Consider the following 22,934-nt stretch of genomic DNA (forward strand, 5'->3'; position numbering starts at 1 on the left):
CGACTTGCGGACGTTGTAAGGCGTCTCAGCGAAGGTGTGGCGTGTCTGCGATCTCGTCGGGAATAGGCAGTCTCGGTATCTCGTCCCCATACCCGTAGACCTCAAGCGAAGTGATCAGGCCGGACGTGACCCACAGCATCAAGCCACCTTGTTCGCCCGACGCCAAGGTGAAGTACTTGTCTGAGGGCCTGTAAATTCCGTCTCCGGTTGGCAGCGGGGTGACATCCGGCCCCGGTTCGATCTCGAAGCTTTGATCATGCGCACCCCAGTAATCAAGGAACTTGGCTGCGCCAACTTGAACCCGTGCGAGTTTCGCTGTCGGATCCTCGCCTGTCGTGAGGAAGTGGAGGAGTATTCGCTCCTCGTCAGTGAAGTCACGGGACACAGGGGCATCGTAGGGGCGGCTCGTCTCCGAATCGCGGCCGACACACAGAAGAAACAGCAACGCGACGTTGAGGGAGCCCAAGCTGCGGTTACTCCTGAGCACGTCGATACGCCTCGCAGACGTATACGCGCTGAGCGGGCGGCTGTGGATGCAGACAGGCGCGTGGGTCGCGGGAACCGTTTCACGGGTTCGGACATTATCGAGATGTGAGAAGCGATGACATCGATGAGCCGGCCCTGCTGGCACGCGCTCGAGCGGGCGATCCGGACGCGTTCGGCGACCTGTTCGACCTGCACCGCGACCGCGTATTCCGTCATGCCCTGCGTTTGACGCCGTCGGTGCACGACGCCGAGGACGTGACCGGCATGGTGTTCTTGGAGGCGTGGCGGCGGCGCGAGGTGATGCGCGATGTCGACGGCTCGGTCATCGGGTGGCTCCTGGTGACCGCGAACAACGTCGGCCGGAACTTCTCCCGTTCACGACGCCGCTACCAACACGTGCTCACCGTTCTGCCCAAGCAGGAGAACGCACCGGATCACAGTGACGCGGTCGACGACCGGCTGGATTCCGACCCGCGACGGAGCGCTCTGCGGTCGGCGCTTCCGCGCTTGTCGCGGAGAGATCAGGACATCCTCGCGTTGTGCGTCATCGAGGAGCTCAGCACGGCCGACGCCGCAGCGGTATTGCAGGTCCCTCCCGGCACCGTGAAGTCACGCCTCTCGCGGGCCAAGGCCCGGCTGGCCGCCCTGCTCCACGAAACGACCCCGCTTGCCTCGATGGAAGGAGACTTCCGATGAATGACGACATCCGCTTCGACAGTGGCCGAAGTGCGGCCTGGAGGAACGCCATCGTGGAGGCTGCCCGCGCCGACCGAGCCGGGCGAACCAGTACGCGCAAGCGAGTGGCGCTGATCGTCGGTCTGGTCATCGCGGCGCTTCTGGTTTCCGGTGGCGGTGTCGCTTACGCGCTGAGCGCCCACCTCCTCACGCCCGCCACGGCACCGATGGTCCACACCGCGACTCCGGAGGTTCGAGACACGGAGCCTCCGTCCGTCACCCCCGCTCCGACCCCGACACCGACTCCGACGGAGACGTCGGCACCGTCGACGGCCGACTACACCGTGCTGGGCTTCGATGCCGTTCAGCTTCGAGACATGTGCCAAGAGGCAGTTCGAACCCAGTACTCGAGTTGGGAGCAGGCGAGTCCAGGTGTCACCGAGTTCGGGCCCCTCACTCCTGACACCCTCAGAGACGCTCAGGAGGACGGCGCGGGTCACGTAGCGATCTTCGCGTCCTCGGTCGGGAACAATGAGGGCGGCCAGCCCCAAGTGTGGATCTGCGAGTTCAAGGGCGACCCGACAAACCCGGAGCTCATCTACGCGTCGTTCCCGGACAGATGACGAACCGCTGAGGCTGCGACTCGGTCCGCGGATGCGGTGTCAGACCGTGAGCAATGGCAGCCGAAATGGGCGCGCTCTTACCAAGCCCCAGCGGACGAAGAGGGGCCGGACAGACCGTCCGACCCCTCTTTCACCGTTTCGTCTGACATCATCACACAGCGCTGAGCGACTTCTCGCCGTCGAGGATCTCCATCTCATCAGCGGTCAATGACAGCCGCACCGCTGTAAGGCCGTCTGCCGAGATCGTGACCTCGACCGTTGCGTCACGGGCCACCTGCACGACCGCGAGCGCACGACCATCGAAGCTGGTGTGCCGCCCACTCAAGTACGAGTCGGCGGGCGCCGGATTCCCTGACCCCACCGCCACCAGGCGTCCCTCACTTTCCAGCTCGACGGTGACCAGCCGGTCGGCGCCGGATACGATTCGACCATCGCTGTCGGCGATTCCGATGCGGACGAACCGGATACCGTCAGCGGTCTCGGCGTCCACTCCCGCCAGGAGCTGAACCGCCGGCCCCGCCGTGACGAGCGTGTGGGACTCCGCCCGGACACCGTTTCGGATAGCGGTGGCCACCAGCGTCCCCGGTGTGTACGCCACGGGGAACTCGGCTCGGTAAGCGTGATCACGACCAGCTGCGGAAGTCCCGATCACTTCCCCATTCAACGCAAGCTCGACCTCGTCCGCGTCGCTGTAGACCTCAACGGTCAGCAGAGCATTCTCGTGACCCGACCAGGTCCAACTGGCGAGGCTGTCGCTCCAGGTCCAGGGGCCCGCATAGAAGCTGCCCTCGCGTCCCGGACGGTTCACGGCGATGTACGGTTCGGACCTGAGCCCGAACACGATCTCTCGGTAGAAGGACGCCGGGCGACGGTCTCCGATGAGGTCGAGGTCGCCGCACCAGGCGGCGATCCAGGGAAAGTCGACGCTGAGGGTCGGCTGCTCCCCTTCGGCCAGGTACTGCGGGGCGCCGATGCCGACCTCGCCGAGGTAATCGAACCCTGTCCAGGTGAAGTCGCCGATGACGTGCGCGTTGTCGGTGACGAGGCCCCAGTTGTTGTCGATGTGGGTCGGGAACGTCTCCGTCCCGACGATCACACGATTCGGGAAGAGCTCCCTATCCATCACGTATCGCGCATCCAAGTAGTTCATCCCGGCGATGTCCAACAGCCCGAACGACTCGGCGGTCTTCTCAGTCACCAATGGGGACGACCCGATCTTGTTCATGAAGGCCCCCGGCCCGCTGGCCATCATCGTGTTGATGCCGACCTCTTCATCTGGGCTGCCGTCGCTTTGGGCACCCATCGCCTTCAGATCGTCCATCACGGCCAACAGGCCGTTCACGGCATTGGTCACGAACCGCGTGGGATCGAGCGCTCGGACCTTCTCCGCCAGCGCCCGGCCGGTGATCCCCCCGGCCGGTGAACCGGTCTCCGGGATTTCGTTTCCGATCGAGTACAGAATGACGCTCGGGTGGTTGAAGTCCTTGACGACCATCGCCTCGACATCGCGTTCCCACCATTCGGTGAAATGGAGGGAGTAGTCGTGTGACATCTTCCCGGACGTCCACATGTCGAAGGTCTCGTCCATCACGTACATGCCGAGCCGGTCGCACGCCTCGAGCAGCCCCACGCTTATCGGGTTGTGAGCGGACCGTATCGCGTTGAAGCCCGCCTCCTTCAACAGGCGAACCCGACGTTCCTCCGCGGCGCCGAAGGTCGCCGCGCCGAGGATGCCGTTGTCGTGGTGGATGCACGCCCCGCGCAGTTTGACCATATGACCGTTGACGCGCAGCCCCCGGACCGGATCGACCTGCAGCTTGCGGATCCCGAATGAGCTATGGGCTTCGTCAATGACGACCTCATCCGACAGCTCGGCGTGCGCGCTGTACAAAGCGGGAGTTTCGGCGCTCCACAAGGCGGGCGCTTCCACTCGCAGCCGCTGCCGACTCAACGCCGAACCGTTGGCTTCCACGCTCACGGGCACTGTTCCGGTGGCAACCGTCGCACCCGATGAATCGGCGATGCTGACGCTGACAGACACCGTTGCGCGGCGGTTGCGGGTGTTCGCCACGGTCACGGCCACCTCGACGATGGCCGCGTCCGCCTCGATGTCCGGTGTCGTTACCTTCACGCCGTCGACAGGGATGTGCACCTCGGAGCCGACGTGGAGCCAGACATTGCGGTAGATCCCGGCTCCCGTGTACCACCGGGAGTCTTCTCCGTTTCGCGCTTCGACCTCGATGGTGTTCTCCTCGCCGGGGCGCAGGTGGGTGTCGGCGTCGATCGCGAACCCCGAGTAGCCGTAGGCGCGGTGGCCCGCGAAGTTCCCATTGATGTGCACTGTCGCATCCCGGTAGACGCCCTCGAACTCGAGAACGAGCCGCTTCCCGTCGAACTCGGACGGCACCATGAAGGTCTTGCGGTACTGGTACGCGCCAGGCGGGAAGAACGCGACGGCGCGATCACCCTCCGGATCCCGGGCCCGGCCGATCTGGGCATCATGCGGGAGGGCGATGTCTTCGAACGGTGCGCTGATGCCGGCCAGCTCTGCGAAAGGGTTCACCTTCTCCCGGTACTGCCAGCCGTCATTGAAGGATGTGCGCTTCATGGGTGCTCCTCTGTTCGTGCGCTGTTTCGATGATGCGTAGTCGGATGGTGTCGAGCACCGAGAGCGTCGCGACGCTGTCGGCCAATGGATGGGTGGGATGCTCCGTGAGGCCGGCCATGATCGCCTCTGTGACAGCTGCGAGCATGGGCACGTAGCCGAATCCGTCGCGGCTGAACGTCGTCGTGTCGACCCTTGCGAGGGCATCCGGTATCGGACCGCTGCGCTTCTGGTACTCGAATGCCGACCAGAAGGGTGCCGGGATGGTGATCCAGCCTTCCGTGCCGCTGATGGTCGCCGTGGGTTCCGCGTAGTCGACCATCGACGCGGCCAGCTGGGCGAATCGCCCGTCCGCGTAGTCGAAGGTCATGTGCTCAGCGAGGTCCACTCCGTCTGACCGGATGCGACCGGACGCCCAGACGCGATCGGGTGCGCCGAGGACGTCGAGCGCGAGGGTGACCGGGTAGATCGCCTGGTCCAACAGCGTGCTGCTGGCCCGTTCTGCGCTCCACCGTGGCGACTCCGGTGCATCGAAAGGCAGGCCGAAGGATGCCCGCACGCTGCGGACGTCGCCGATCGCGCCGGAGGACGCTTCCTCGAGTGCTGCGCGGTAGGCGGGGAGGAACCGCATCCACATGCCTTCCATCGCGAATCGACCACTGCGTGCCGCCGCGTCGGCGATGCGTCGCGCGTCGCCCTCGTCGACGGCGATCGGCTTCTCGACGAGGACGTGCTTTCCAGCCTCCAGGGCCGCCACTGCGATCCTCGCGTGGGTAGCGTGCGGGGTCCCGACGTAGACAACGTCCACGTCGGGGTCTGCCAGCGCCCGGTGCAGGTTTGAATATGCGACAGGGAACCCGCGTTCGTCCGCGAACGCGTTCGCCTTCGTCTGGTCCCTGGAGACCACCGCGTAGCAGACGGCGCCAGGGGTCAACGCGAGATCGTTCGCGATGAGCTGGGAGATGAAGCCGGTGCCGACAACCGCCCAGTTCAGCGCACCCGCCGACGATGACGTCATCACTCGCCCGTCGCGGCGTTCGCTGCTCGCCGTGCAGCCAGATCACGCTGGATCTGCGAGAGGTTCTTGTCGATGTTCAGGAACCAGATGATGACACCCATGAGCACGGAGATGATCAGCGGAAGCCAGAGGTACAGGAAGACCTCCATGTTGACGGCTGATGCAGGCTGGGCGGAGACCTGGCCGTTGTAGGCCCCAGCGGCGAGCAGCCAGCCGACGAGAGCCACGCCGAGACCGGCCCCGAAGTTCTGGCCCGCCGTCGCGGCCGAATACGTCATGCCGTCGAGGCGAACACCGCTCTTCCACTCGCCGTAGTCCACGACGTCGGCGACGAGGGCGAAGAGACCAGCGGCAGCGGGGATACCGCCGACCGCGCGCACCAGCCCACCGACGATGACGAGTGTGAGACTGCTCGGATCGATGAGCGAGATGGCGCAGCCGAGGACGGTGACCACGGCACCGATCAGGATGAGCTTGCGTTTGCCGAAGCGAGCGATGATGGCGGGCATGAACCAGAGACCGATGATCAGCGGGAGCAGCTGAACCAATCCGAGGAAGCTGTAGATGTTCGGGTCGCCGAGGACATCCTTCGCGTAGTACACGCCCACTCCGGCGGTACCGGTGAGGACGTAGTTCAGCAAGAAGAAGCCGAAGGCGAGGAAGAAGTACGGGTTACGGAACAGGATTCCGAGCGACTTGCCCAGCGGCAGCTTGCTTCCGTCGTCCTGCTTGATCGTCCCCCTGATCCGCTCCTTCGTGCCGAAGAACACGATCAAGAAGGTGAGTGCCGAGATCCCGCCGTAGATGATCGAGATGATCGTCCATCCTGCCTGCCCGCCTCCGTTCGCCGTGATGACCGGGATCGTGACGAAGTTGACGACCAGCGTGGTCACGAGGGCGAAGAACGTGCGGATGACAGTGAGCGAGACCCGCATCTTCGAGTTGCTCGTGATCACAGAGAGCAGTGTGTGATACGCCAGGTTCGACCCGACAAAGCCGACGCCGAGGCAGATGAAGTACATGACGAACGCGTAGATCTCTTTGGCCCCCGTTCCGAGCCCTGCGGGAATGTTGAACAGCAGGATGAACGAGATCACCACGACCGGGGTGGCGAACAGGATCCATGGTCGGGCCTTACCCCACCGGGTGTTCGTCCGGTCGATCAGTGCCCCGAGGACGAGGTCCATCGTGCCGTCCAGCACGCGACCGAACAGCAGCAGTGTGCCCGCGATAGCGGCGCCGATGCCGACGGTGTCGGTGAAGTAGAAGAGCAGGAAGGCCGAGATGGGCGCGAAGATCAGGTTGCCGCCGATGTCGCCGACACCGTACGCGAGCCGCTCGCGGATTGTGAGCTTCTGACCGCTCGCGTCATCAACCGCCTCGCCCACCGCATGAGCAGCCAGGGATGCTGTCAACGACTCCTCGGCACTCACGGCGACCGCCGCTCTCTGCTGTTCTGCCGACGTCCGGGTTGAATCCTTCGCCACTGTTGACTCCCTCGTCACGTTGGGACCGGTCACATTGCCGGCAAGTGTCACGTGTCAGTGACACGCGACACCTACGGTAGAGCGGGCCAGTGTCACGTGTCAACTCTGATGTGCCAAACTGGTCTGATGACGGTGGATGTGCGGTACGCCCGGCGCGCGACGAGCAAGGACGTCGCAGCGGCCGCCGGTGTCTCACGTTCAACGGTCAGCCAGATCCTCAACGGCGATGACCGGTTCCCCGAGGAGACGCGCGCACGCGTCCTCGAGGCAGCGGAGGCGCTCCACTACCGACCATCACGGGCAGGCAGGGCCCTGGTTACCGGCCTCAGCGACATCATCATCGTTGTCGTACCCAACGCCACCTATGGCCCCCACCTGCAAGACGCGGTCGACCGATTGACCAACGCGACCTCGGGAGAGGGGATGAGCGTCGTAGTGCACTTTGCAAACACGCAGGACGAAGCGACGCTGACCTCCGTTCTGGATCTGCGACCGACGGCGATCGTCGACTTCGGCGTCTTCAGCAGCGAACAGCGCAAGCGCATCGAGGCCTTCGGAACGCGCGTCGTTCCACGCCGAACCCCCATCCCCGTCGATGCCGACCCGGACCCCATCGATATCCACGTCGGACGGATCCAGGTCCGCGAACTGCTGCGTACGGGACCCCGACGACTGGTGTATGCAGCGCTCGATGACAAGCGGCTCGATCCATTCGGACCGCCTCGACTCGACGGCATCGAGCGCGAAGCCCGCGAGCGCGGCCTCGACGCTCCCCTCACCGTGCGTATCCCCCTCGACACGGACGGTGCCACCGCAGCGCTCGGGCCGGCCCTCGCGGAGAATTCCGTTCCGCTCGGCATCTGCTGCTACAACGACGACGTCGCCATCGCCGTTCTCGCCGCCGCGCGGGTCCTCGGCCTGCGAGTGCCCGCAGACCTCGCTCTCGTCGGAGTCGACCGAACTGCTGTCGGCCAGCTGATCACACCCCGACTGAGTACGGTCTCGGTGAACCAGCCACTCATCATGGACACCCTCGTTCGGGACCTCGCCATGTTGTCCACGCGCCGGCCGGCACCGGACCCCGTACCCGCCGAGCTGGACCTCGACAGCGTAGTGGAGCTGGTTCGCGGGGAGACGACCTGAACCTCCACGCTCCGTTGCGGGAGCGAGGTCGCGCCAGCTCCCCGCACGACACGGAGGGAGCCGCGCCAGCCGTCGGAGCCGAGTGGCGGGGTATTCGTGAAAATCCTGGTGGCGCGTCAAACCAAGGATCGCGAGACGATCGTTCCATCACGATCCCACCACATCGGCTAAGAAATTCACGACGGAGGGGCCATACTCCCTCGCCAGCTAGACCTGCTGCCATGCATCGGGTTGCCCAAAGCGAGGGCTTGTTGTCGCGGCGACGAGGGGTGGTGACGCACGCGTGAATCGGGCATTGTTTTCCGCATGTGCGTCGTCTGCAATTGGGTAGTTCGCCAATGTTGATCAGTCCCGGCGATCACTTCGCTATGCACGAGCGCGTTGTCACGACCTCCAGCGAGCTTGCGGAGTGGATAGAAGAGGTTCAGTTACTCGCAGAAGAGATCGGCTGCGAGCCGTTTTGGCGTGGACAAGTCGACGCTGGATGGGCGCTCTCGTCTTCACTCTCACGCATTTCAGACTCGCCAACAAGCATCACGAATTCCGACCTCAACCGAGCCGAAGGCGAGTTGCTCGACGAGGCCAGACGCTGGGTGACGGCCCCTCCCGAAATGCCTCAAACTGACCTAGAGTGGCTCGCTCTTCTCCAGCATCACGGCATTCCAACGCGAATGGTCGACTTCTCAAGAAATCCGCTGGTCGGGGTTTTCTTCGCCGTCGAAACCTTGGACGACGTGGAGGGTCGAGTGTTCGCGGTGCTAGTGCCGAAGCAAAGTTCGCGTCTGCCCACAGATTCGGCCGAACGGATCGGCGACATTCCTTCCGGTGAAGTCCGCCTTTGGACGCCGAGACGAGAAATATCCCCGCGGCTTGCTGCGCAAGAGGGCGTGTTTGTTCTCGGCCAGCTTCCCTCTACGAAGACAATTCGGTACGCAAACGACCACGGGACTGTGCGGCGCATGGTTCGGTCCGAGGTGGTCTCAACGATGACCATCCCAGTCGTGATGGTTGACCTGGCCAAGACTCATCGGTTCGAAATGCAGATGGTCCGATGCGTTTCGGTCCGAATCCACGTCGACAAGGCGTCAGTTAGGGAAGCACTCGAAGGGCGCGCGAGACGGGGCAAACTCCGCCCTCCACCCGGTGTGAGGATTGACCATCCATACTGCTACCCCGACGTTGACGGCCTGCGATCGTTCTCACGAGTCTGGAAACGACTGAGCCGAGGGATCAACTAGTTCTCTAGGAAATAACATCCTGCTAAGACGCTTGTGACCGGGAACGCCGCCAACAAATCCACCCCTCAATCCCGGAAACGCCTCATGTCGATCAGCCCTCTGAGGGTCACTAACCAGTGCCGTGGAGACCTTGCGGCAGCACGACGTGAGGCGATCGTAGCGAGCGCCTCAGGGTGGCCGGTCGCAATAGGCAGTCGGAGGTCGCCTTCGCCGATGTTCGCTTCCCAGCGGCAACCGGGCTGCGTGATCTCGTCCAACGGTTCCAGGATGTGGTGTCCGAAATGGAAGCAACGGGCGGTTGGCACCCCCACCGTACCGTGCATAGCCACAAGGCTAACGAACTGCGCGAGCAGCATGGCGCTCACCATCGTCGACATTGTGGCGACGTTCTGTCCAGCTCGCTCCAGGTCGATCCTGGAGGAGGCGATGTACTCCGGGTCATCGAGGAGCCCATCTCGGTCCAGGGCGATCATGGAAGGCTTGAGCTGGCGGATGCAGACCATGCAGGGACGGCCAGGCGTGAGGGTGTGCGCCCGCACAGTCGCCCGATTCAGCCCGCCCAGCTCGTCCGGCTCGATGTTGATGCCTCCGTCGATGACCGGAATCAGGTCCGAGTAGGCGAGCTGGTTGAGTACCGCGCGTGGCCAGGGGCGGTCAACGCAAGAGATGACGATGTCGTAGTCGAGCGCGAGCGCGAGCCCGGCAGGTTCGCAGATCGACGTCTCGTGGGCTTGGATCCGCGGTGACGCTGCCGTTGCCTGGGCGGCGAGGAGCCGTCGAGCCACCTTGACCTTGGACCGGCCGAGAAGTGCGTCCATCCGCTTCGCGCCGATCATGCGGTCGAGGTTGTGGACTTCGACAGCATCGAAGTCCATGATTCCCACTGTTTGAACACCAGACGCGACCAGCCGTTGCGCCACGTCGAGCCCGACGCTGCCGACGCCGACCACGAGCACCCGCATCCGTGCAATGTCTGCCTGAACGGCGGGACCCCAGGCGCTGACCGTGCGTCGCTGCGCCGGCGTCTCCTGGAGTACAGGGCGCAGGTCGGGGTTGAATCCCATCCGGAACTTGGTGCCGACGACGCGGACCGACTCGCAGTGCGTGACTTCATCGCGTGAACGCCAGCTTCGGGCTGACCAGATCCCTGTTCCGGCGGCAAGGGTCATCCCGATCATCGGCAGCTTTGTCGCGGCGACCGAAATGCCGGCGTAGCCCGATTCGGTCTCCCGGTCCGTCGAGCTCATGTCCTGCCAGGACCGACCCCGCGGGTGACTGTGCAAAAGCACGAGACCCTCTCCCCGAGTGGCAGCCTCTTCGGCTACGCGAAAGACGTAGCCGCTCGTGAACGCGGCGTTGCCGCGCACGTGACGCTCGCCGGGGCCTGGCAGGTAGACCCGGCGAATGAGCGCGGACCTGCGCGTCGCACCAGTAGACAGGGCATAGGTCGCCAGGCAGACATCCTCCTGCTCATCTGTTCGACTAAGGTGCGCGCGAAGTTCCTCCGCAATGGCCTGAGGCATAGCGACACTCCAGGCGGAGCCCGTCGTGCTCATGTCGCCTCCGACAGCACGGCCCGAACATGTCCCAGCCAGGCACGGCCCGCCTCTGTGACCAGCTCCCAGCGCTCGATCTGGCGCGAATGTCGCGTCCAGCCCGGGAGGGTGTCCGACTGGTCCGGGTGGGCATTGGGGATCGTCATGGTGCTAGGAAAGTGAACCCAGTGAGGCGGAACGGCCGGCCATGCGCCGAGCTCGTTGACCGCAACGCCGCTCTCGGTGCCCTCGCCAGCACGGGCGCCGTCGACGGCGCGCACCGGGAACACAACCACTGCTCCTTCGATGCGCGCCGCGACTCCCCAGGCGGCAAGGTCGGCGATGAAGCCGTCGACCCCGTCGGTCATGCGACCGGCCCGTCCTGCTTGATCGACTCGAACTCGTCGCCCTCGTCGACCTTCACCACATGCGTGTCCTTGAATCGCTTGAGCGTTCCGTTCCGCTTGATCTGCGCCAGGTCGTACTCGGCCGGATCCAGACCGGCGAGCATGAGGAGGTCCCGCGCCTCCCAATTGTCGACGTGTACGACGAACGGCTTCGAGTCGATCGTGATGTGGATCGCCGGGTGCTTCTTCTCGGCATTGGTAGCGGTGTCCTGCTGAGTCATCTTCGTGACCTTCCTGGGCCGACGTTTTCGGCTCCGACTCTATTGTATACCCATCATCACCCTTAGGGTGATACGGTGTAGTAGATGCAGCGTGTCGTGCCGGCCGAATCCATCTTCATGCCAGTAGACTGGCGCGATCAGTGGAGGGGTGAAGAACGGAACGCCATGAGGTTAGAGTTCGCCGACGAAGTGCTCGAGCATCTCGCCTACGACCTGACCGCCACCGCGCGCGACTGGACCGCACAACGCCTCACCCTCTTCCGACAGACCCTCTTTCTCGTCCGAAACGCGGTCGACCCACGCGATCTGAAAAACATGAAGTCGCTGGCATTTCGCGCGCACGACGACGAGGAAGGCCGAATATCGGTCTGCCTCGCTGGCGGACCTCGGCTGATCATTCGGATCACCAGTGAGGTCCCTCCAGGGGCAGAAATCATCGGCGCACTAGACGGAGAGTAGGGAGATGACGCACATAAACAGACAGCTTGCCCTGGCCTTCCCCCCGGGAGACTTCCTCGCGAGGGAACTTCAAGAGCGAGACTGGTCCCAGGTCGAGTTCGCCGAGATCCTCGGTCGGCCGACCCAGTTTGTCTCGGAAATCATCTCCGGCAAGAAGGAGATCACCCGAGAGTCAGCGGCCCAGATCGGAGCGGCATTCAATCAGAGCGCGGAGTTCTGGTTGAACATGCAGAACGCGTATCTACTTGAGAAGCAGAGCCAGAACAGCGCCACGCAACAGCAACTCGACGAGGTCCGGCGCCGAGCCCGTCTCAACGAGCGCGCCCCGATCTCGCTACTCCGCAACCGCGGACTGCTCCATGGCAACACCATCGGCGAGCTGGAACGAAGCCTTCAGGACCTTTTCGAGATCCCGGACCTCGACCACGAGCCAGTGTTCCAAGCAGCAGCACGACGGTCAAACAATGACGTGCCGCTGACGCCTACGCAACTCGCTTGGCTGGCAGCATCGCGCAAACGAGCTCGCTCTCTCCAAGCTCGCGATTACAACCACGCCGGCGCAGAGGAACTAGCACAAACGGTTTCCCAACTAACTCGGGATCCTCACGCGTTCAGGCTCCTCCCGGCACGCTTCGCCGAAGTCGGAATCCGTCTCGTCTACGTGGAATCGCTGCCCGGGAGCAAGCTCAACGGCGCAACGTTCCTACTCGACGACAAGCCGGAACAGCCCGTGATCGCACTCTCCGGGAGGGGAAAGCGCCTGGACAAAGTCCTCTTCACGCTCCTTCACGAACTGGCGCACCTCGTCCAGGGCGACGTCAAACCCGGAGAGCTGGTCATAGACGAGGATGCACACACACTGGGCGACGAAGCGGCGGCCGACCGCCTAGCGGCCAAGTGGGCGATTCCCGGCGGTATCAGGAAGCCAGCCGGAACGGTTCGTTCGCAGTGGATTAACGAACGTGCCGACGAAGCCGGAGTTCATCCGATTGTCGTGGTGGGACAACTCCAAAGCCGTGGAGATCTCGATTGGAGAACCCAACTCGCCAAGGGCGCACCGACGGTATCAGACGAACTCAAAAGCTGGGGCTAGTCCTTACCTTCATCGCCCAAAGCACAGGAGTCAGACTCTGCGAGGCATCTGCTCGCACGGCCTGCTCGAGTTCAACGTCGTTCCACGCTTCCTCACACCGTTCATCGGGCCTTTCGAAGAACGACTGTGTCCCGGTCATCTGTGCACGACTTTCACGTCGCTGCATATTCCTCTGCTGCCGACCGAACGTGCGAAGCCGCGGAGCCTAGAGCATGCGCCAGCGACGTGCGGCGATGACGTTGATGGAGCCTATCGGGCGGACAGCGCCAAGCACGGCGGCGTCGAGCCCGACGGCGCCGGAGGCCCGCCCCGCGCGCCCCGATGGCCGCGAGCTCAATGGAACAAATCAGACTCAGCGACAGCGTTTAGCCCATGGAATGTGCCGGGCGCCGCCGCCCTGAGCCACTTCTGCCCCTTCTGGGGCCCGAACAAGTTCTCAACCTCTGCCAACGTCGTTCTGGGTATCGGGCCGATCCAAGAAGAAGCCCAGCGCCGCGGCGCCGGCACTCCACGTTGAGTACGCGTTTGGGCGAGTGCAACCGGTAGTTGTCGGTGGGCACACAACACCATCGAGCTGCCGGGGCGTGCGAACGTATTGCCGGGATTTTCATGAATTGGATTCGGGGAAAGCCGAATCCCGAGTGGCGGAGACGGAGGGATTTGAACCCTCGGTCCCCTTACGGGGACTCCACCTTAGCAGGGTGGTGCACTAGGCCTGACTATGCGACGTCTCCAGCGCGCCCGCGAACGGACGCACGACAGCCATCATAACGGACGCCGCGGGGGTGCCCGGACACGGTTCTCTCAGGCGCCGACGGGGACGTGTTGCGTAAGGGTGCCGAGGATCTCGCTGACGAGCAGGATCGACCAGACCGCCGCCAGGACCATCGTGACGACGTACGCGGCGATCGCCACCCAGAGGGGCGCCAGCCCGCGGCCGTCGGCGACCTTGCGCACGATGACGCTGCGGCCGATCGGGTAGACGATCCCGAGGAACGACCACGCCCAGTGGAAGGGTCGCTCCGTGCCGCGGCGGACGAGTTCGCGGTAGTCCAGCCAGGAGAAGACGATCGTCGCTGCCGAGATCAGCCAGCTCACACCCAGTACCACGAAGTACAGCGGGCCGCCGACCAGGGCGAACGGGTCCGTCAGGACCATACCGGAACCATCAGGGGCCGCGCGGAACATCGCCTGCGGGTGCAACAGGAACACCAGCAGTCCACTCACCACCGGTGCGACCGCGACAAGCCAGATCCACACCGTATACACCGGGGTTCCGGGCGCGAGCGGGCGGCGCGGCGGAGGCCCGTACGGGGACGGCGCCGCGTACGGAGACGGTGCTGCCGGCGCGAGCTGGTCGCCCCAGCGGGAGCCGTCCCACCAGCGCAGCGCGCCGGACCCGTTGGGGTCCGGATACCAGCCGGCGGCGGGAGGGACCGGGTCGGTCATCGTCGGATCAGGAGTCGTGGCCGACGGCGGGCTCGCCGACGAACTGGTGCGACTCGCTGGCGAGCTCCGGCCAGTCCTCGGTGTCGGCGATCCGCACCCAGGAGCCCTTGGCCTCGCTGCGGCCGGCGGGGACGGCGGAGGCGACGTCACGGCCGACCAGGTCGGCGGCGCGGCCGGTGGGGAGGTCGACCACGAGGTCCGTGCCGTCCAGGTACGCGAACAGGCGGCCGTGCACGTGGAGCCCGGTGGCGGTCACCGACACGTCCAGGTCGGGGTCCTCCAGCAGCTGTGCCGCAAGCAGCTCGAACGACGGTACGGGGCTGTCGGTCATGCGAATCCTCTCCCTCTGCGCCCGGGGTGGGGCACGCTCGAAACACTACCCGGTTGGTGGAGGGTCAACCGAGGAGCGCCTCGTGCGCGACCTCGAGCAGCCGGCCGGTCCGGAACTCCTCGTGAGCCGTCACCGTGAGCACGGCGCCGTGCGCGTCGTCGACGACGACGTACTGCCCGTACCGTCCATCGAATCGCCACAGGCCCGACGGGCCCTCCCAGGTCGCGATCCCGTAGTGAGCGGAGGTGCCGTCGCTGCCGGTGTCGCGCCAGTCCGCGTGCATCCCGTCGATCCAGGCGGCGCTCACGATCCTCGATCCGCGCCACTCGCCGCGGTCGCGCAGCACACGGCCGATGCGGGCCAACTCCTCGGTGCGCAGCTGGAGGCCGCTGCCCGCGACGATCCAGCCCAGCGGGCACCGCATCCACTGCGGGTTGTCGATGCCCAGAGGCTCGAACAGCCGCGGGAGCAGCCAGTCGCGCACGTCGCCGACGGCAGCGCCGAGCATCCGCATGGCCACGTAGGTGCTCGCGTCCGAGTAGAGGAAGTGCTCCCCCGGGCCGCGGGTCGGGAGGCGGAGCATCTCCTGCGCCAGGTCGGCGCCGGGCACCGGCTGGTCGGCGAACCACTGGAATTCGATGCCGCTCGACATCGTCAGCAGATGGCGGAGCGTCACCGCTCCCACCCCGTCGCCGAGCTCCAGTCCGGGGAGCCCCTCCGCGACGGTCGTGTCGAGGGTCAGCACGCTTTCATCGACCGCGATGCCCGCGGCCAGCGCGCTGACCCCCTTCGATACGGAGTACACGTTCACCCGGTCGTCGCTGCGCCAGCGGTGGTTCGCCTCGTCGTCACCCACGAGCGCGTGGGCGCCATAGGCGCCCAGCCCTTCCCGATCCACGGTGCGGACGAAGCGGTCCAGGAGCTGGTCGGCGGCAGTCATACCCTCATTCTGACGGCGCCATGGCCTCGAGAGCGATGTTCAGCTGCAGGACGTTGACGGTCGGCTCCCCCAGGTAGCCGAGGTCGCGCTGCTGGACGTGCTTCTCGACGAGGGCGCGCACCCGGTCCGCGCTGATGCCTCGGGCCTTCGCCACCGCATCCACCTGGAGCAGCGCGTACGCCGGCGAGATGTGCGGGTCCAATCCCGATCCGGATGCGGTCAGCGCGTCGGGCGGGATCTGGCCGGCGCTGACGCCGTCCACCTTCTCGATGACCTTCGCCCGCTCGTCGATCGACTTCACGAGGTCCGGGTTGTTCGGTCCGAGGTTGCTACCGCTGGACGCGCCGCCGTCGTACCCGTCGCCCGCCGCAGACGGTCGGGACTGGAACCACTGCGGCAGCGGGTTCCCCTTCTTGTCGGTGAAGGACTGACCGATCAGGCTCGACCCGACCACCTTCCCCTGCGCGGTGACGGTCGAGCCGTTCGCCTGCGCGGGGAGGGTGAGCTGGCCGATCCCCGTGACCGCCAGCGGGTAGGCGACGCCGAGGACGACGGTGAAGATGAGCAGTGCCCGGAGGGCGACCCAGTACTGGCGCCCGGTTCCCCGTGTCGAAGCATTCATGATGAGTTCCGTTCTGATTTCTAGAATCCGGGGATCAGGCTGACGACCAGGTCGATCAGCTTGATGCCGATGAAGGGGGCGATGATCCCGCCGAGGCCGTAGATCAGGAGGTTGCTGCGCAGCAGGGCCGAGGCCGAGGCGGCCCGGTAGCGGACACCGCGCAGTGCGAGTGGGATCAAGATCACGATGATGATCGCGTTGAAGATCACCGCCGACAGGATCGCCGACGACGACGAGTGCAGCTGCATGATGTTGATCGCCTGCAGCCCGGGGAACACTCCGACGAACATCGCCGGGATGATCGCGAAGTACTTCGCCACGTCGTTCGCGATCGAGAACGTGGTGAGCGCGCCGCGGGTGATGAGCAGCTGCTTGCCGATGCGGACGATGTCGATCAGCTTGGTGGGGTCGGAGTCGAGGTCGACCATGTTGCCCGCCTCCTTCGCCGCCGAGGTGCCCGTGTTCATCGCGACGCCGACATCCGCCTGCGCGAGCGCCGGGGCGTCGTTCGTGCCGTCGCCGGTCATGGCGACGAGGTTGCCGCCCTCCTGCTCTTTGCGGATGAGGGCCAGCTTGTCCTCCGGGGTCGCCTCGGCCAGGAAGTCGTCGACCCCGGCTTCGGCGGCGATCGCGCGGGCGGTCACCGGGTTGTCGCCCGTGATCATCACGGTGCGGATGCCCATCCGGCGCATGTCCGCGAACCGCTCGGTGAGCCCCGCTTTGACGATGTCCTTCAGATAGATCACGCCGAGGATGGTGGCGTCGCCCGTCGCGGACTTCGTGGCGACGGCCAGCGGGGTGCCGCCGGCTTCGGAGATGTGCAGCACCTTCTCGTCGAGATCGCTGAGGATCGAGGAGGCGACGGGAGTGGACTCCTGCGCCCACGCGACGACCATCGACGCCGCCCCCTTGCGCACCTGCGACCCGTCGGCGAAGTCGACGCCGCTCATCCGTGTCTGCGCGGTGAACGGCACTACAACGCCGTCGAGGGTTCCGGCCTGAACGAATCCCTGCTGTTCGGCGAGCGCGACCACCGAGGATCCCTCCGGGGTGGGGTCGCTCAACGATGCCTGCGCAGCCGCCTTCACGAGCTCACGCTGGTCGACGCCCTCGACCGCCGTGAACTCCGCAGCCTGCCGGTTGCCGTAGGTGATCGTCCCCGTCTTGTCGAGGAGGAGCGTCGTCACGTCACCGGCCGCCTCGACCGCACGCCCCGACATCGCGAGGACGTTGTGCTGCACGAGCCGGTCCATCCCGGCGATGCCGATCGCCGACAGCAGCGCGCCGATGGTCGTCGGGATGAGGCACACCAGCAGGGCGACCAGAACCGTGACGCTCGGCGCCGCATTCGCGAACCCGGCCGTAGGCCCGAGCACCAGGACGACCACGACGAAGACGATCGTGAGTGCCGCGAGCAGGATGTTCAGGGCGATCTCGTTGGGCGTCTTCTGCCGTGCCGCGCCCTCGACCAGCTTGATCATCCGGTCGACGAAGGTCTCTCCCGGCTTGCTGGTGATCCGCACCACGATCCGGTCGGACAGCACCCGGGTGCCGCCCGTGACGGCGCTGCGGTCGCCGCCCGACTCGCGGACCACCGGTGCGGACTCGCCCGTGATGGCCGACTCGTCGACGGAGGCGATGCCCCAGACGATGTCGCCGTCGCCGGGGATGAGCTCCCCGGCTGTGACGACCACGACATCCCCCAGGCGGAGCTCGGCGGAGGGGACCTGCGCCACGGCTGCGGCGAGCGCCGCCGCATCCGACTCGGGGTCGTAGTCGGCGACCCGGTTGGCGACGGTCGTGGTCCGCGTCTTGCGGAGGCTGGCGGCCTGCGCCTTGCCGCGGCCCTCGGCGACCGACTCCGCCAGGGTGGCGAAGAGGACGGTGAGCCACAGCCAGACCGCGATCGCCCAGGTGAAGGCGAGCGTGGTGACCGTGCCGCCGGAGGTCTGCCGGCCGAGGAACGGCTCGGCGATCGCCAGGATCGTGGTCAGCGCAGCGCCGACCTCGACGATGAACATGACCGGGTTGTGCCACATGTCGCGCGGGTCGAGCTTGCGAAAAGCGCCAGGGAGCCCGGCCCAGAGCTGCCGCCCATTGAAGGCGCCGGTGGGCGCCTTCCCGCCGTGGGGCTGGTTCTGACCGCGGTCCTCCGCGGTGTCAGTGAGAGTGGACATGATCAGTGAAGCCCTTCCGCCAGGGGACCCAGCGCGAGAACGGGGAAGTAGGTGAGTGCTGCGACGACGACGACCACGCCGACGACGAAGGCGACGAACAGGGGTCGGTGCGTCGGGAGGGTGCCGGTCGTGGCGGGCACCTTGTCCTGGGCCGCCAGCGAGCCGGCGAGCGCCAGGACGAACACGATCGGCAGGAACCGGCCGAGGAACATGGCCGTGCCGAGCGCAGCGTTCAGCCAGGGCGTGTTCGCGGTGAGCCCGGCGAAGGCCGACCCGTTGTTGTTCGCCGCGGAGGTGAACGCGTAGAGGACCTCGGAGAAACCGTGCTGCCCGGGGTTCCAGATCGAGACCTTCTCGACGTTGTCCTTGATCGCGGGGATGGCGAAGCTGAGCCCGGTGCCGAGCAGCACCAGTGTCGGCGTGATCAGGATGTACAGGCTGGCCAGCTTGATCTCCCGCGAGCCGATCTTCTTCCCCAGGTACTCCGGGGTGCGACCGACCATCAGACCGGCGAGGAAGACGGAGATGATCGCGATGATCAGGATGCCGTAGAGTCCTGCGCCGATACCGCCGGGAGCGACCTCGCCGGTCATCATGTTCAGCATCGTCATCATCCCGCCGAGAGGCGTGAAGCTGTCGTGCATCGAGTTCACCGCGCCGGTGGAGGTCAGCGTGCTCGTCGTCGCGAAGAAGGTGGATCCGAGGATGCCGAACCGCTGCTCCTTCCCTTCGAGCGCACCGCCCGCGGCCTGGGTCGCGGTCCCGGCGCCCTGGAGCTCGAAGAGGGTGAGCGCTACGAGCGACACCAGGAAGATCGCGGACATCGCGCCGAGGATGGCGTAGCCCTGACGGTTGTCGCCGACCATCCGGCCGAAGGTGCGCGGCAGCGAGAACGGGATCAGCAGCATGAGGAAGATCTCGATCAGGTTGGTCCACGCCGTCGGGTTCTCGAAGGGATGCGCGGAGTTGACGTTGAAGAACCCTCCGCCGTTGTTCCCGAGCAGCTTGATGGCCTCCTGCGACGCCACCGGGCCGCCCGGGATCGTCGCCGATCCACCCGTCAGCGTGCTCACGCTGGTGAAGCCGTTGAAGTTCTGGATGGCGCCGTCGATGATCAGGATGATCGCGAAGACAACCGAGAGGGGCAGCAGGATGCGCAGCACGGCGCGGGTCGCATCCACCCAGAAGTTGCCGATCGTGCCGGAGCGGTGGGCGGCGAACCCGCGGACCAGCGTGATGGCGACCGCGAGCCCGACGGCGGCGGAGAGGAAGTTCTGCACCGCCAGACCGGCGATCTGCACGGTGTACCCGACGGTCACCTCCGGCGAGTAGGACTGCCAGTTGGTGTTGGTGACGAACGAGATCGCGGTGTTGAACGACAGCCCCTCGGGAACGGCGGGCAGCCCCAGCGAGTACGGGAGGACGGCCTGCGCGCGCTGCAGTGCGTAGACGAGCAGCACGCCGAGGATCGAGAACGCGAGGACGCTGCGCAGGTAGACCGGCCAGCTCTGACCCACGCGGGAGTCGACGCCGATGATCCGGTAGAACCCGCGCTCGATCTTCAGGTCTTTGCGGGTGGTGAAGGTCGCGGCCATGTAGTCGCCCAGGGGGCGGTATGCGAGGCCGAGCAGGAGGATGAGCGTGGCGAGGAACGCCACGAACAGCCAGAAGGTACTCATCGAATCCGGCATCTCTAGAACTTCTCCGGCTTCAACAGGGCGTACACGAGGTACGCGATCGAGGCCAGGGCCGCCGCGGCCGCCAGCAGGTCGAAGAAGATCACAGCTTCTCCACCCCTCGACCGACCAGGGCGACGATCGCGCCGAGCGCGACGATCCCCACAACGCAAATGAGGTCCAACACGGAATCTCTCCATCCGGGTCAACCGCCTCGCCGATGTCCGGCCGAGCGGTGAGGACTGGCGGCACGCCAGAACCCCGGACCTATGTAAGTGCGGCGGGGAGCGCAGAGCGGCGGTCCTAACGCGATCCATACGGCGCGCGCCGGAGTCCTAACGCTTTCCCTCCGGCGGTCGGCGTGGAGATTCCGTTAGGAGTGCTGCGGGCCGGTCCGGAGCGGCGTAGAACCGTCGACTATGACACTCACGCACATCCTCCCCAGCCTCCGTGGTTCCGTCCCCGACCCGATCGGCCGGGACCTCTGGCCGGAGTTCACGATCACGACCCTCAGCGATGTCACGGTGGCCGGCGTCTCCTTGAGCCGGCTGGCCGAGTGGTGCGGGACGCCGTGCGTCCACACCGCCGCCGCCGTGGTTCCGGGCACGGGCGGGATGCCCTCGTCCGACGAACTCGCCTCGGTGGTCGTGTCACGCGTGCTCGAGGTGGCGACGGCTGCGGACGGATCGCTCGACGTGTGGATCGACGCCGGGCTCCCGGGTTCGGCACTCGTCGGCGAGCTGAGGATGATCGGACGCACCTCCACCGCCTGCCATCGGCGTGCCCGCATCCACGACGCAGGGACGAGCACGCCCTCCCCTGCGCTCGAGGAGGTGGTGTCGGATGTCCGGGTCGGCGATCTCGTCGTCGTTCCCTGCCGTGGGGCCGCACTGCTCCGCGAGGTCGACCCCGCTCGGCGCCACCTCGTCACGACCGTCGAGGGCTCCCCGGCCTGGAGCTCCGCGATGTGCGGTCGATGACCAGTCCGACCGTCAGCATCCCGTTAGGTTCGCGGTCGCGGCCGTATGGAGATCGCAAGGACCGGATCCGCTCGCGTCGCTCCGGCGCATCCTGGACTCATGAACGAGTTCGTCCGGCGTCTCCTCGAGGGTCGAGCACCCTGGGGAACCCTCGATGTCTCCCCGGCCAGCCGGGGGATCTGGCAGCAGGTGCGGTTGACGGTCTACCCTCCGGGGATCACGCACGCCGAGCGGCGCATCCTCCATCTCGCCCATGTCTGGCCTGTGGGTGGTGGCATCCTGTGCCTGTTCGCCCTCGTCTTCCTCGGCAGTGAGAACGCCGCGCTGAGCCTCGCTGCCGCGCTCGCCCTCTACGCCGGAGGTTTCCTGATCCTCTCCCGCCTGGCTCGCGACCTGCGCTCCCGATCCCGCGCCGTGACCGTCACCTCGGAGTACGTCCACGGCGAACTGTACGAACACGGCGAGGTCGCGCTTCTCCGTGTCAGCGCCGAACGGTTGATGACGCTGGAGGCGAAGCGGAGGCATGGAGAGGTCGATCCCGTCAGCTATGAGGCCGAGTGGTCCGACGTGTTCGACGCTCTCCCCGTCCACACCTCTCGGATGCTCCAGCGCCGCTGACTCCTTCGCATCCGAGGGGATTACGACCGGCGAGCCGGAGCGCCGCGGGACGCCAGGACGTACGCGGGGATGGCGACCCCTGCGACCACGAGGTGCATGAGGGCGAGCGCCAGAACCGCTCCCGACGTCGTTCCCGGAACGAAGCGCAGCGTCGCCAGCAGGACGTCCGGCAGGAAGGACGCGACGACGACGATCGGGACGACGATCGACAGTGCACGCCGCGGGTTGCGGGCGCGGCGACGGATGAGGACCCATCCCACCCAGCCTGCAGCGACTCCGAGCACCGTCATCGAGGCGTAGGCGGGAACGGTGAGCGGGCCGTAGGCGGACGAGACGCCCAACGCGTGAGCGAGGGAGGCGATGACGGCGTTCAGGCCGATCGCGATCAGTGTCGCCACGATGAGGATGATCGCCGCGCGGGCTTTGGATGCGGACGCGACCGGGGTGAGGGTTTGCGTAGTCATGAGCACCTCCGTTGTGATGGAGTTACGGTTCCGAGTGGTACTGTAATAGGATTACGGTACCGCCAATTCCCGAAAGGTACAATGGCCTCCTATGTCCGATGCCTCTGCGAACCCGGTGGGCCGGCCGCGCGATCTCGAACTGGAGTCCCGCATCCTCTCGGCGACGCAGGATCTGCTCATCGAGATCGGCTACGGCGGCACGACGATCGCGGCGGTCGCGGAGCGGGCGCACTGCGGAAAGTCCGCCATCTACCGCCGATGGGAGACCAAGGCGGACCTCATCGTGGCCGCCGTCCGGGCATCCCAGCCCCGATCAGCCCCGCCCGACACGGGTTCGCTGCGCGGTGATCTGCTCGCAGCGGCCCTGCACTTCGCCGGGTCCGACGAGCGCTCGGGCCGGGTGCTCGCCAGCCTGCTGAGCGCGATCGGCGGCGATCCGGTGCTGTACGAGGCGGCGTACCGGGAGGTCGGTCAGCCGCCCGTTCTGGCGCTGACCGCCGTCATCGAGCGCTGGATGGCGGAGGGCACGGTCCAGAAGGACGTTCCCGTCGGGCTGATCGCGGGCATCGTGCCGACCGCGGCTTTCGGAAGCGTCGTCCTCCGGAAGCAGTACCTGGATCGGGAGGCTGTCACCGAGCTCGTGGACCACGTCCTCCTGCCGGCACTGCTGCGCCCGTGAGCGACGCG

At 65.9% G+C, this 22,934-nt stretch carries 24 protein-coding genes and 1 tRNA gene; 9 read left to right on the forward strand and 16 right to left on the reverse strand.

All coding sequences use genetic code 11. From position 1 onward, the window contains the following. Positions 1 to 25: 25 nt before the first annotated feature. Positions 26 to 385, reverse strand: a complete 360-nt coding sequence (locus tag ABIC47_RS05115; protein ID WP_089878774.1) for a hypothetical protein — start codon at positions 383 to 385, stop codon at positions 26 to 28. A 206-nt stretch (positions 386 to 591) separates the two neighbouring features. Between ABIC47_RS05115 and ABIC47_RS05120 the strand changes: the two genes are divergently transcribed. Together ABIC47_RS05120 and ABIC47_RS05125 are read left to right on the forward strand one after the other, a co-directional pair. Then, complete coding sequence (locus tag ABIC47_RS05120; protein WP_354477915.1) at positions 592 to 1,182, forward strand: RNA polymerase sigma factor; 591 nt, start codon at positions 592 to 594, stop codon at positions 1,180 to 1,182. Between the two features lie 104 nt (positions 1,183 to 1,286). Further along, complete coding sequence (locus ABIC47_RS05125) at positions 1,287 to 1,784, forward strand: hypothetical protein (protein WP_354477918.1); 498 nt, start codon at positions 1,287 to 1,289, stop codon at positions 1,782 to 1,784. Positions 1,785 to 1,935: 151 nt separating this feature from the next. Here the strand turns inward: ABIC47_RS05125 and ABIC47_RS05130 are convergent, their stop codons facing one another. From ABIC47_RS05130 to ABIC47_RS05140, 3 genes are read right to left on the reverse strand one after another with little or no spacing between them, the layout of a single operon-like run. Further along, positions 1,936 to 4,392: a glycoside hydrolase family 2 TIM barrel-domain containing protein gene (locus tag ABIC47_RS05130; protein WP_354477921.1), complete on the reverse strand. Its 2,457-nt coding sequence runs from the start codon at positions 4,390 to 4,392 to the stop codon at positions 1,936 to 1,938. Continuing rightward, the gene (locus ABIC47_RS05135; protein ID WP_354477924.1) at positions 4,370 to 5,407 is read right to left on the reverse strand and encodes a Gfo/Idh/MocA family protein; all 1,038 of its coding nucleotides are present in this window, start codon (positions 5,405 to 5,407) and stop codon (positions 4,370 to 4,372) included. Before ABIC47_RS05135 ends, ABIC47_RS05130 begins: the two co-directional genes overlap by 23 nt. Next, complete coding sequence (locus ABIC47_RS05140) at positions 5,407 to 6,894, reverse strand: MFS transporter (protein WP_354477927.1); 1,488 nt, start codon at positions 6,892 to 6,894, stop codon at positions 5,407 to 5,409. The genes ABIC47_RS05135 and ABIC47_RS05140 overlap by 1 nt, the downstream gene beginning before the upstream one ends. A gap of 57 nt (positions 6,895 to 6,951) precedes the next feature. On the opposite strand from ABIC47_RS05140, the gene ABIC47_RS05145 reads away from it, so the two are divergent. After that, positions 6,952 to 8,037, forward strand: a complete 1,086-nt coding sequence (locus ABIC47_RS05145) for a LacI family DNA-binding transcriptional regulator (protein ID WP_354477930.1) — start codon at positions 6,952 to 6,954, stop codon at positions 8,035 to 8,037. A gap of 368 nt (positions 8,038 to 8,405) precedes the next feature. After that, positions 8,406 to 9,275 (forward strand): FRG domain-containing protein, encoded by an 870-nt coding sequence (locus ABIC47_RS05150; protein WP_354477933.1) that lies wholly within the window; start codon positions 8,406 to 8,408, stop codon positions 9,273 to 9,275. A gap of 65 nt (positions 9,276 to 9,340) precedes the next feature. Here ABIC47_RS05150 and ABIC47_RS05155 read toward each other — a convergent pair whose 3' ends face one another. Genes ABIC47_RS05155 through ABIC47_RS05165 form a run of 3 tightly spaced genes read right to left on the reverse strand, consistent with a single transcriptional unit; the run spans position 9,341 to position 11,438 of the window. Continuing rightward, the gene (locus tag ABIC47_RS05155; protein ID WP_354477936.1) at positions 9,341 to 10,831 is read right to left on the reverse strand and encodes a ThiF family adenylyltransferase; all 1,491 of its coding nucleotides are present in this window, start codon (positions 10,829 to 10,831) and stop codon (positions 9,341 to 9,343) included. Then, complete coding sequence (locus ABIC47_RS05160; RefSeq protein ID WP_354477939.1) at positions 10,828 to 11,178, reverse strand: hypothetical protein; 351 nt, start codon at positions 11,176 to 11,178, stop codon at positions 10,828 to 10,830. Before ABIC47_RS05160 ends, ABIC47_RS05155 begins: the two co-directional genes overlap by 4 nt. Continuing rightward, the gene (locus ABIC47_RS05165) at positions 11,175 to 11,438 is read right to left on the reverse strand and encodes a hypothetical protein (protein WP_354477942.1); all 264 of its coding nucleotides are present in this window, start codon (positions 11,436 to 11,438) and stop codon (positions 11,175 to 11,177) included. Before ABIC47_RS05165 ends, ABIC47_RS05160 begins: the two co-directional genes overlap by 4 nt. Before the next feature lie 84 nt (positions 11,439 to 11,522). On the opposite strand from ABIC47_RS05165, the gene ABIC47_RS05170 reads away from it, so the two are divergent. Beyond that, positions 11,523 to 11,897, forward strand: a complete 375-nt coding sequence (locus ABIC47_RS05170; protein ID WP_354477945.1) for a hypothetical protein — start codon at positions 11,523 to 11,525, stop codon at positions 11,895 to 11,897. 4 nt (positions 11,898 to 11,901) lie between these two features. Next, a complete protein-coding gene (locus ABIC47_RS05175; protein WP_354477948.1) occupies positions 11,902 to 12,990 on the forward strand; it encodes a HigA family addiction module antitoxin in 1,089 nt (362 codons plus the stop codon). A gap of 642 nt (positions 12,991 to 13,632) precedes the next feature. On the opposite strand, the gene ABIC47_RS05180 is transcribed toward ABIC47_RS05175, so the two are convergent. The 8 genes from ABIC47_RS05180 to ABIC47_RS05215 form a co-directional block, all read right to left on the reverse strand. Continuing rightward, positions 13,633 to 13,724: transfer RNA gene (locus ABIC47_RS05180), tRNA-Ser, on the reverse strand. A 70-nt stretch (positions 13,725 to 13,794) separates the two neighbouring features. Further along, positions 13,795 to 14,439, reverse strand: coding sequence for a DUF2510 domain-containing protein (locus ABIC47_RS05185; RefSeq protein ID WP_354477951.1), 645 nt, complete (start codon positions 14,437 to 14,439; stop codon positions 13,795 to 13,797). A 7-nt stretch (positions 14,440 to 14,446) separates the two neighbouring features. After that, a complete protein-coding gene (locus tag ABIC47_RS05190) occupies positions 14,447 to 14,770 on the reverse strand; it encodes a hypothetical protein (RefSeq protein WP_018192603.1) in 324 nt (107 codons plus the stop codon). A gap of 64 nt (positions 14,771 to 14,834) precedes the next feature. Then, positions 14,835 to 15,710, reverse strand: coding sequence for a serine hydrolase domain-containing protein (locus ABIC47_RS05195; protein WP_354477954.1), 876 nt, complete (start codon positions 15,708 to 15,710; stop codon positions 14,835 to 14,837). A gap of 4 nt (positions 15,711 to 15,714) precedes the next feature. After that, positions 15,715 to 16,332 (reverse strand): K(+)-transporting ATPase subunit C, encoded by a 618-nt coding sequence (gene kdpC / locus ABIC47_RS05200; RefSeq protein WP_354477957.1) that lies wholly within the window; start codon positions 16,330 to 16,332, stop codon positions 15,715 to 15,717. 20 nt (positions 16,333 to 16,352) lie between these two features. After that, a complete protein-coding gene (gene kdpB / locus ABIC47_RS05205) occupies positions 16,353 to 18,509 on the reverse strand; it encodes a potassium-transporting ATPase subunit KdpB (protein ID WP_354477960.1) in 2,157 nt (718 codons plus the stop codon). A gap of 2 nt (positions 18,510 to 18,511) precedes the next feature. After that, complete coding sequence (kdpA, locus tag ABIC47_RS05210) at positions 18,512 to 20,188, reverse strand: potassium-transporting ATPase subunit KdpA (protein ID WP_502910214.1); 1,677 nt, start codon at positions 20,186 to 20,188, stop codon at positions 18,512 to 18,514. A gap of 14 nt (positions 20,189 to 20,202) precedes the next feature. Next, on the reverse strand, positions 20,203 to 20,292 hold the full coding sequence (locus tag ABIC47_RS05215) for a potassium-transporting ATPase subunit F (RefSeq protein WP_018192608.1): 90 nt from the start codon (positions 20,290 to 20,292) through the stop codon (positions 20,203 to 20,205). A gap of 312 nt (positions 20,293 to 20,604) precedes the next feature. Between ABIC47_RS05215 and ABIC47_RS05220 the strand changes: the two genes are divergently transcribed. Continuing rightward, positions 20,605 to 21,165 (forward strand): hypothetical protein, encoded by a 561-nt coding sequence (locus ABIC47_RS05220; RefSeq protein ID WP_354477966.1) that lies wholly within the window; start codon positions 20,605 to 20,607, stop codon positions 21,163 to 21,165. A gap of 99 nt (positions 21,166 to 21,264) precedes the next feature. After that, positions 21,265 to 21,783: a DUF6611 family protein gene (locus tag ABIC47_RS05225; protein ID WP_354477969.1), complete on the forward strand. Its 519-nt coding sequence runs from the start codon at positions 21,265 to 21,267 to the stop codon at positions 21,781 to 21,783. Positions 21,784 to 21,803: 20 nt separating this feature from the next. Here ABIC47_RS05225 and ABIC47_RS05230 read toward each other — a convergent pair whose 3' ends face one another. After that, positions 21,804 to 22,247, reverse strand: coding sequence for a DUF6069 family protein (locus ABIC47_RS05230; protein ID WP_354477971.1), 444 nt, complete (start codon positions 22,245 to 22,247; stop codon positions 21,804 to 21,806). 91 nt (positions 22,248 to 22,338) lie between these two features. Between ABIC47_RS05230 and ABIC47_RS05235 the strand changes: the two genes are divergently transcribed. Then, complete coding sequence (locus ABIC47_RS05235) at positions 22,339 to 22,926, forward strand: TetR/AcrR family transcriptional regulator (protein WP_020076381.1); 588 nt, start codon at positions 22,339 to 22,341, stop codon at positions 22,924 to 22,926. The last annotated feature ends 8 nt before the right edge of the window (positions 22,927 to 22,934 follow it).

It is taken from the genome of Leifsonia sp. 563 (assembly GCF_040545055.1).
GTDB lineage: Bacteria > Actinomycetota > Actinomycetes > Actinomycetales > Microbacteriaceae > Leifsonia.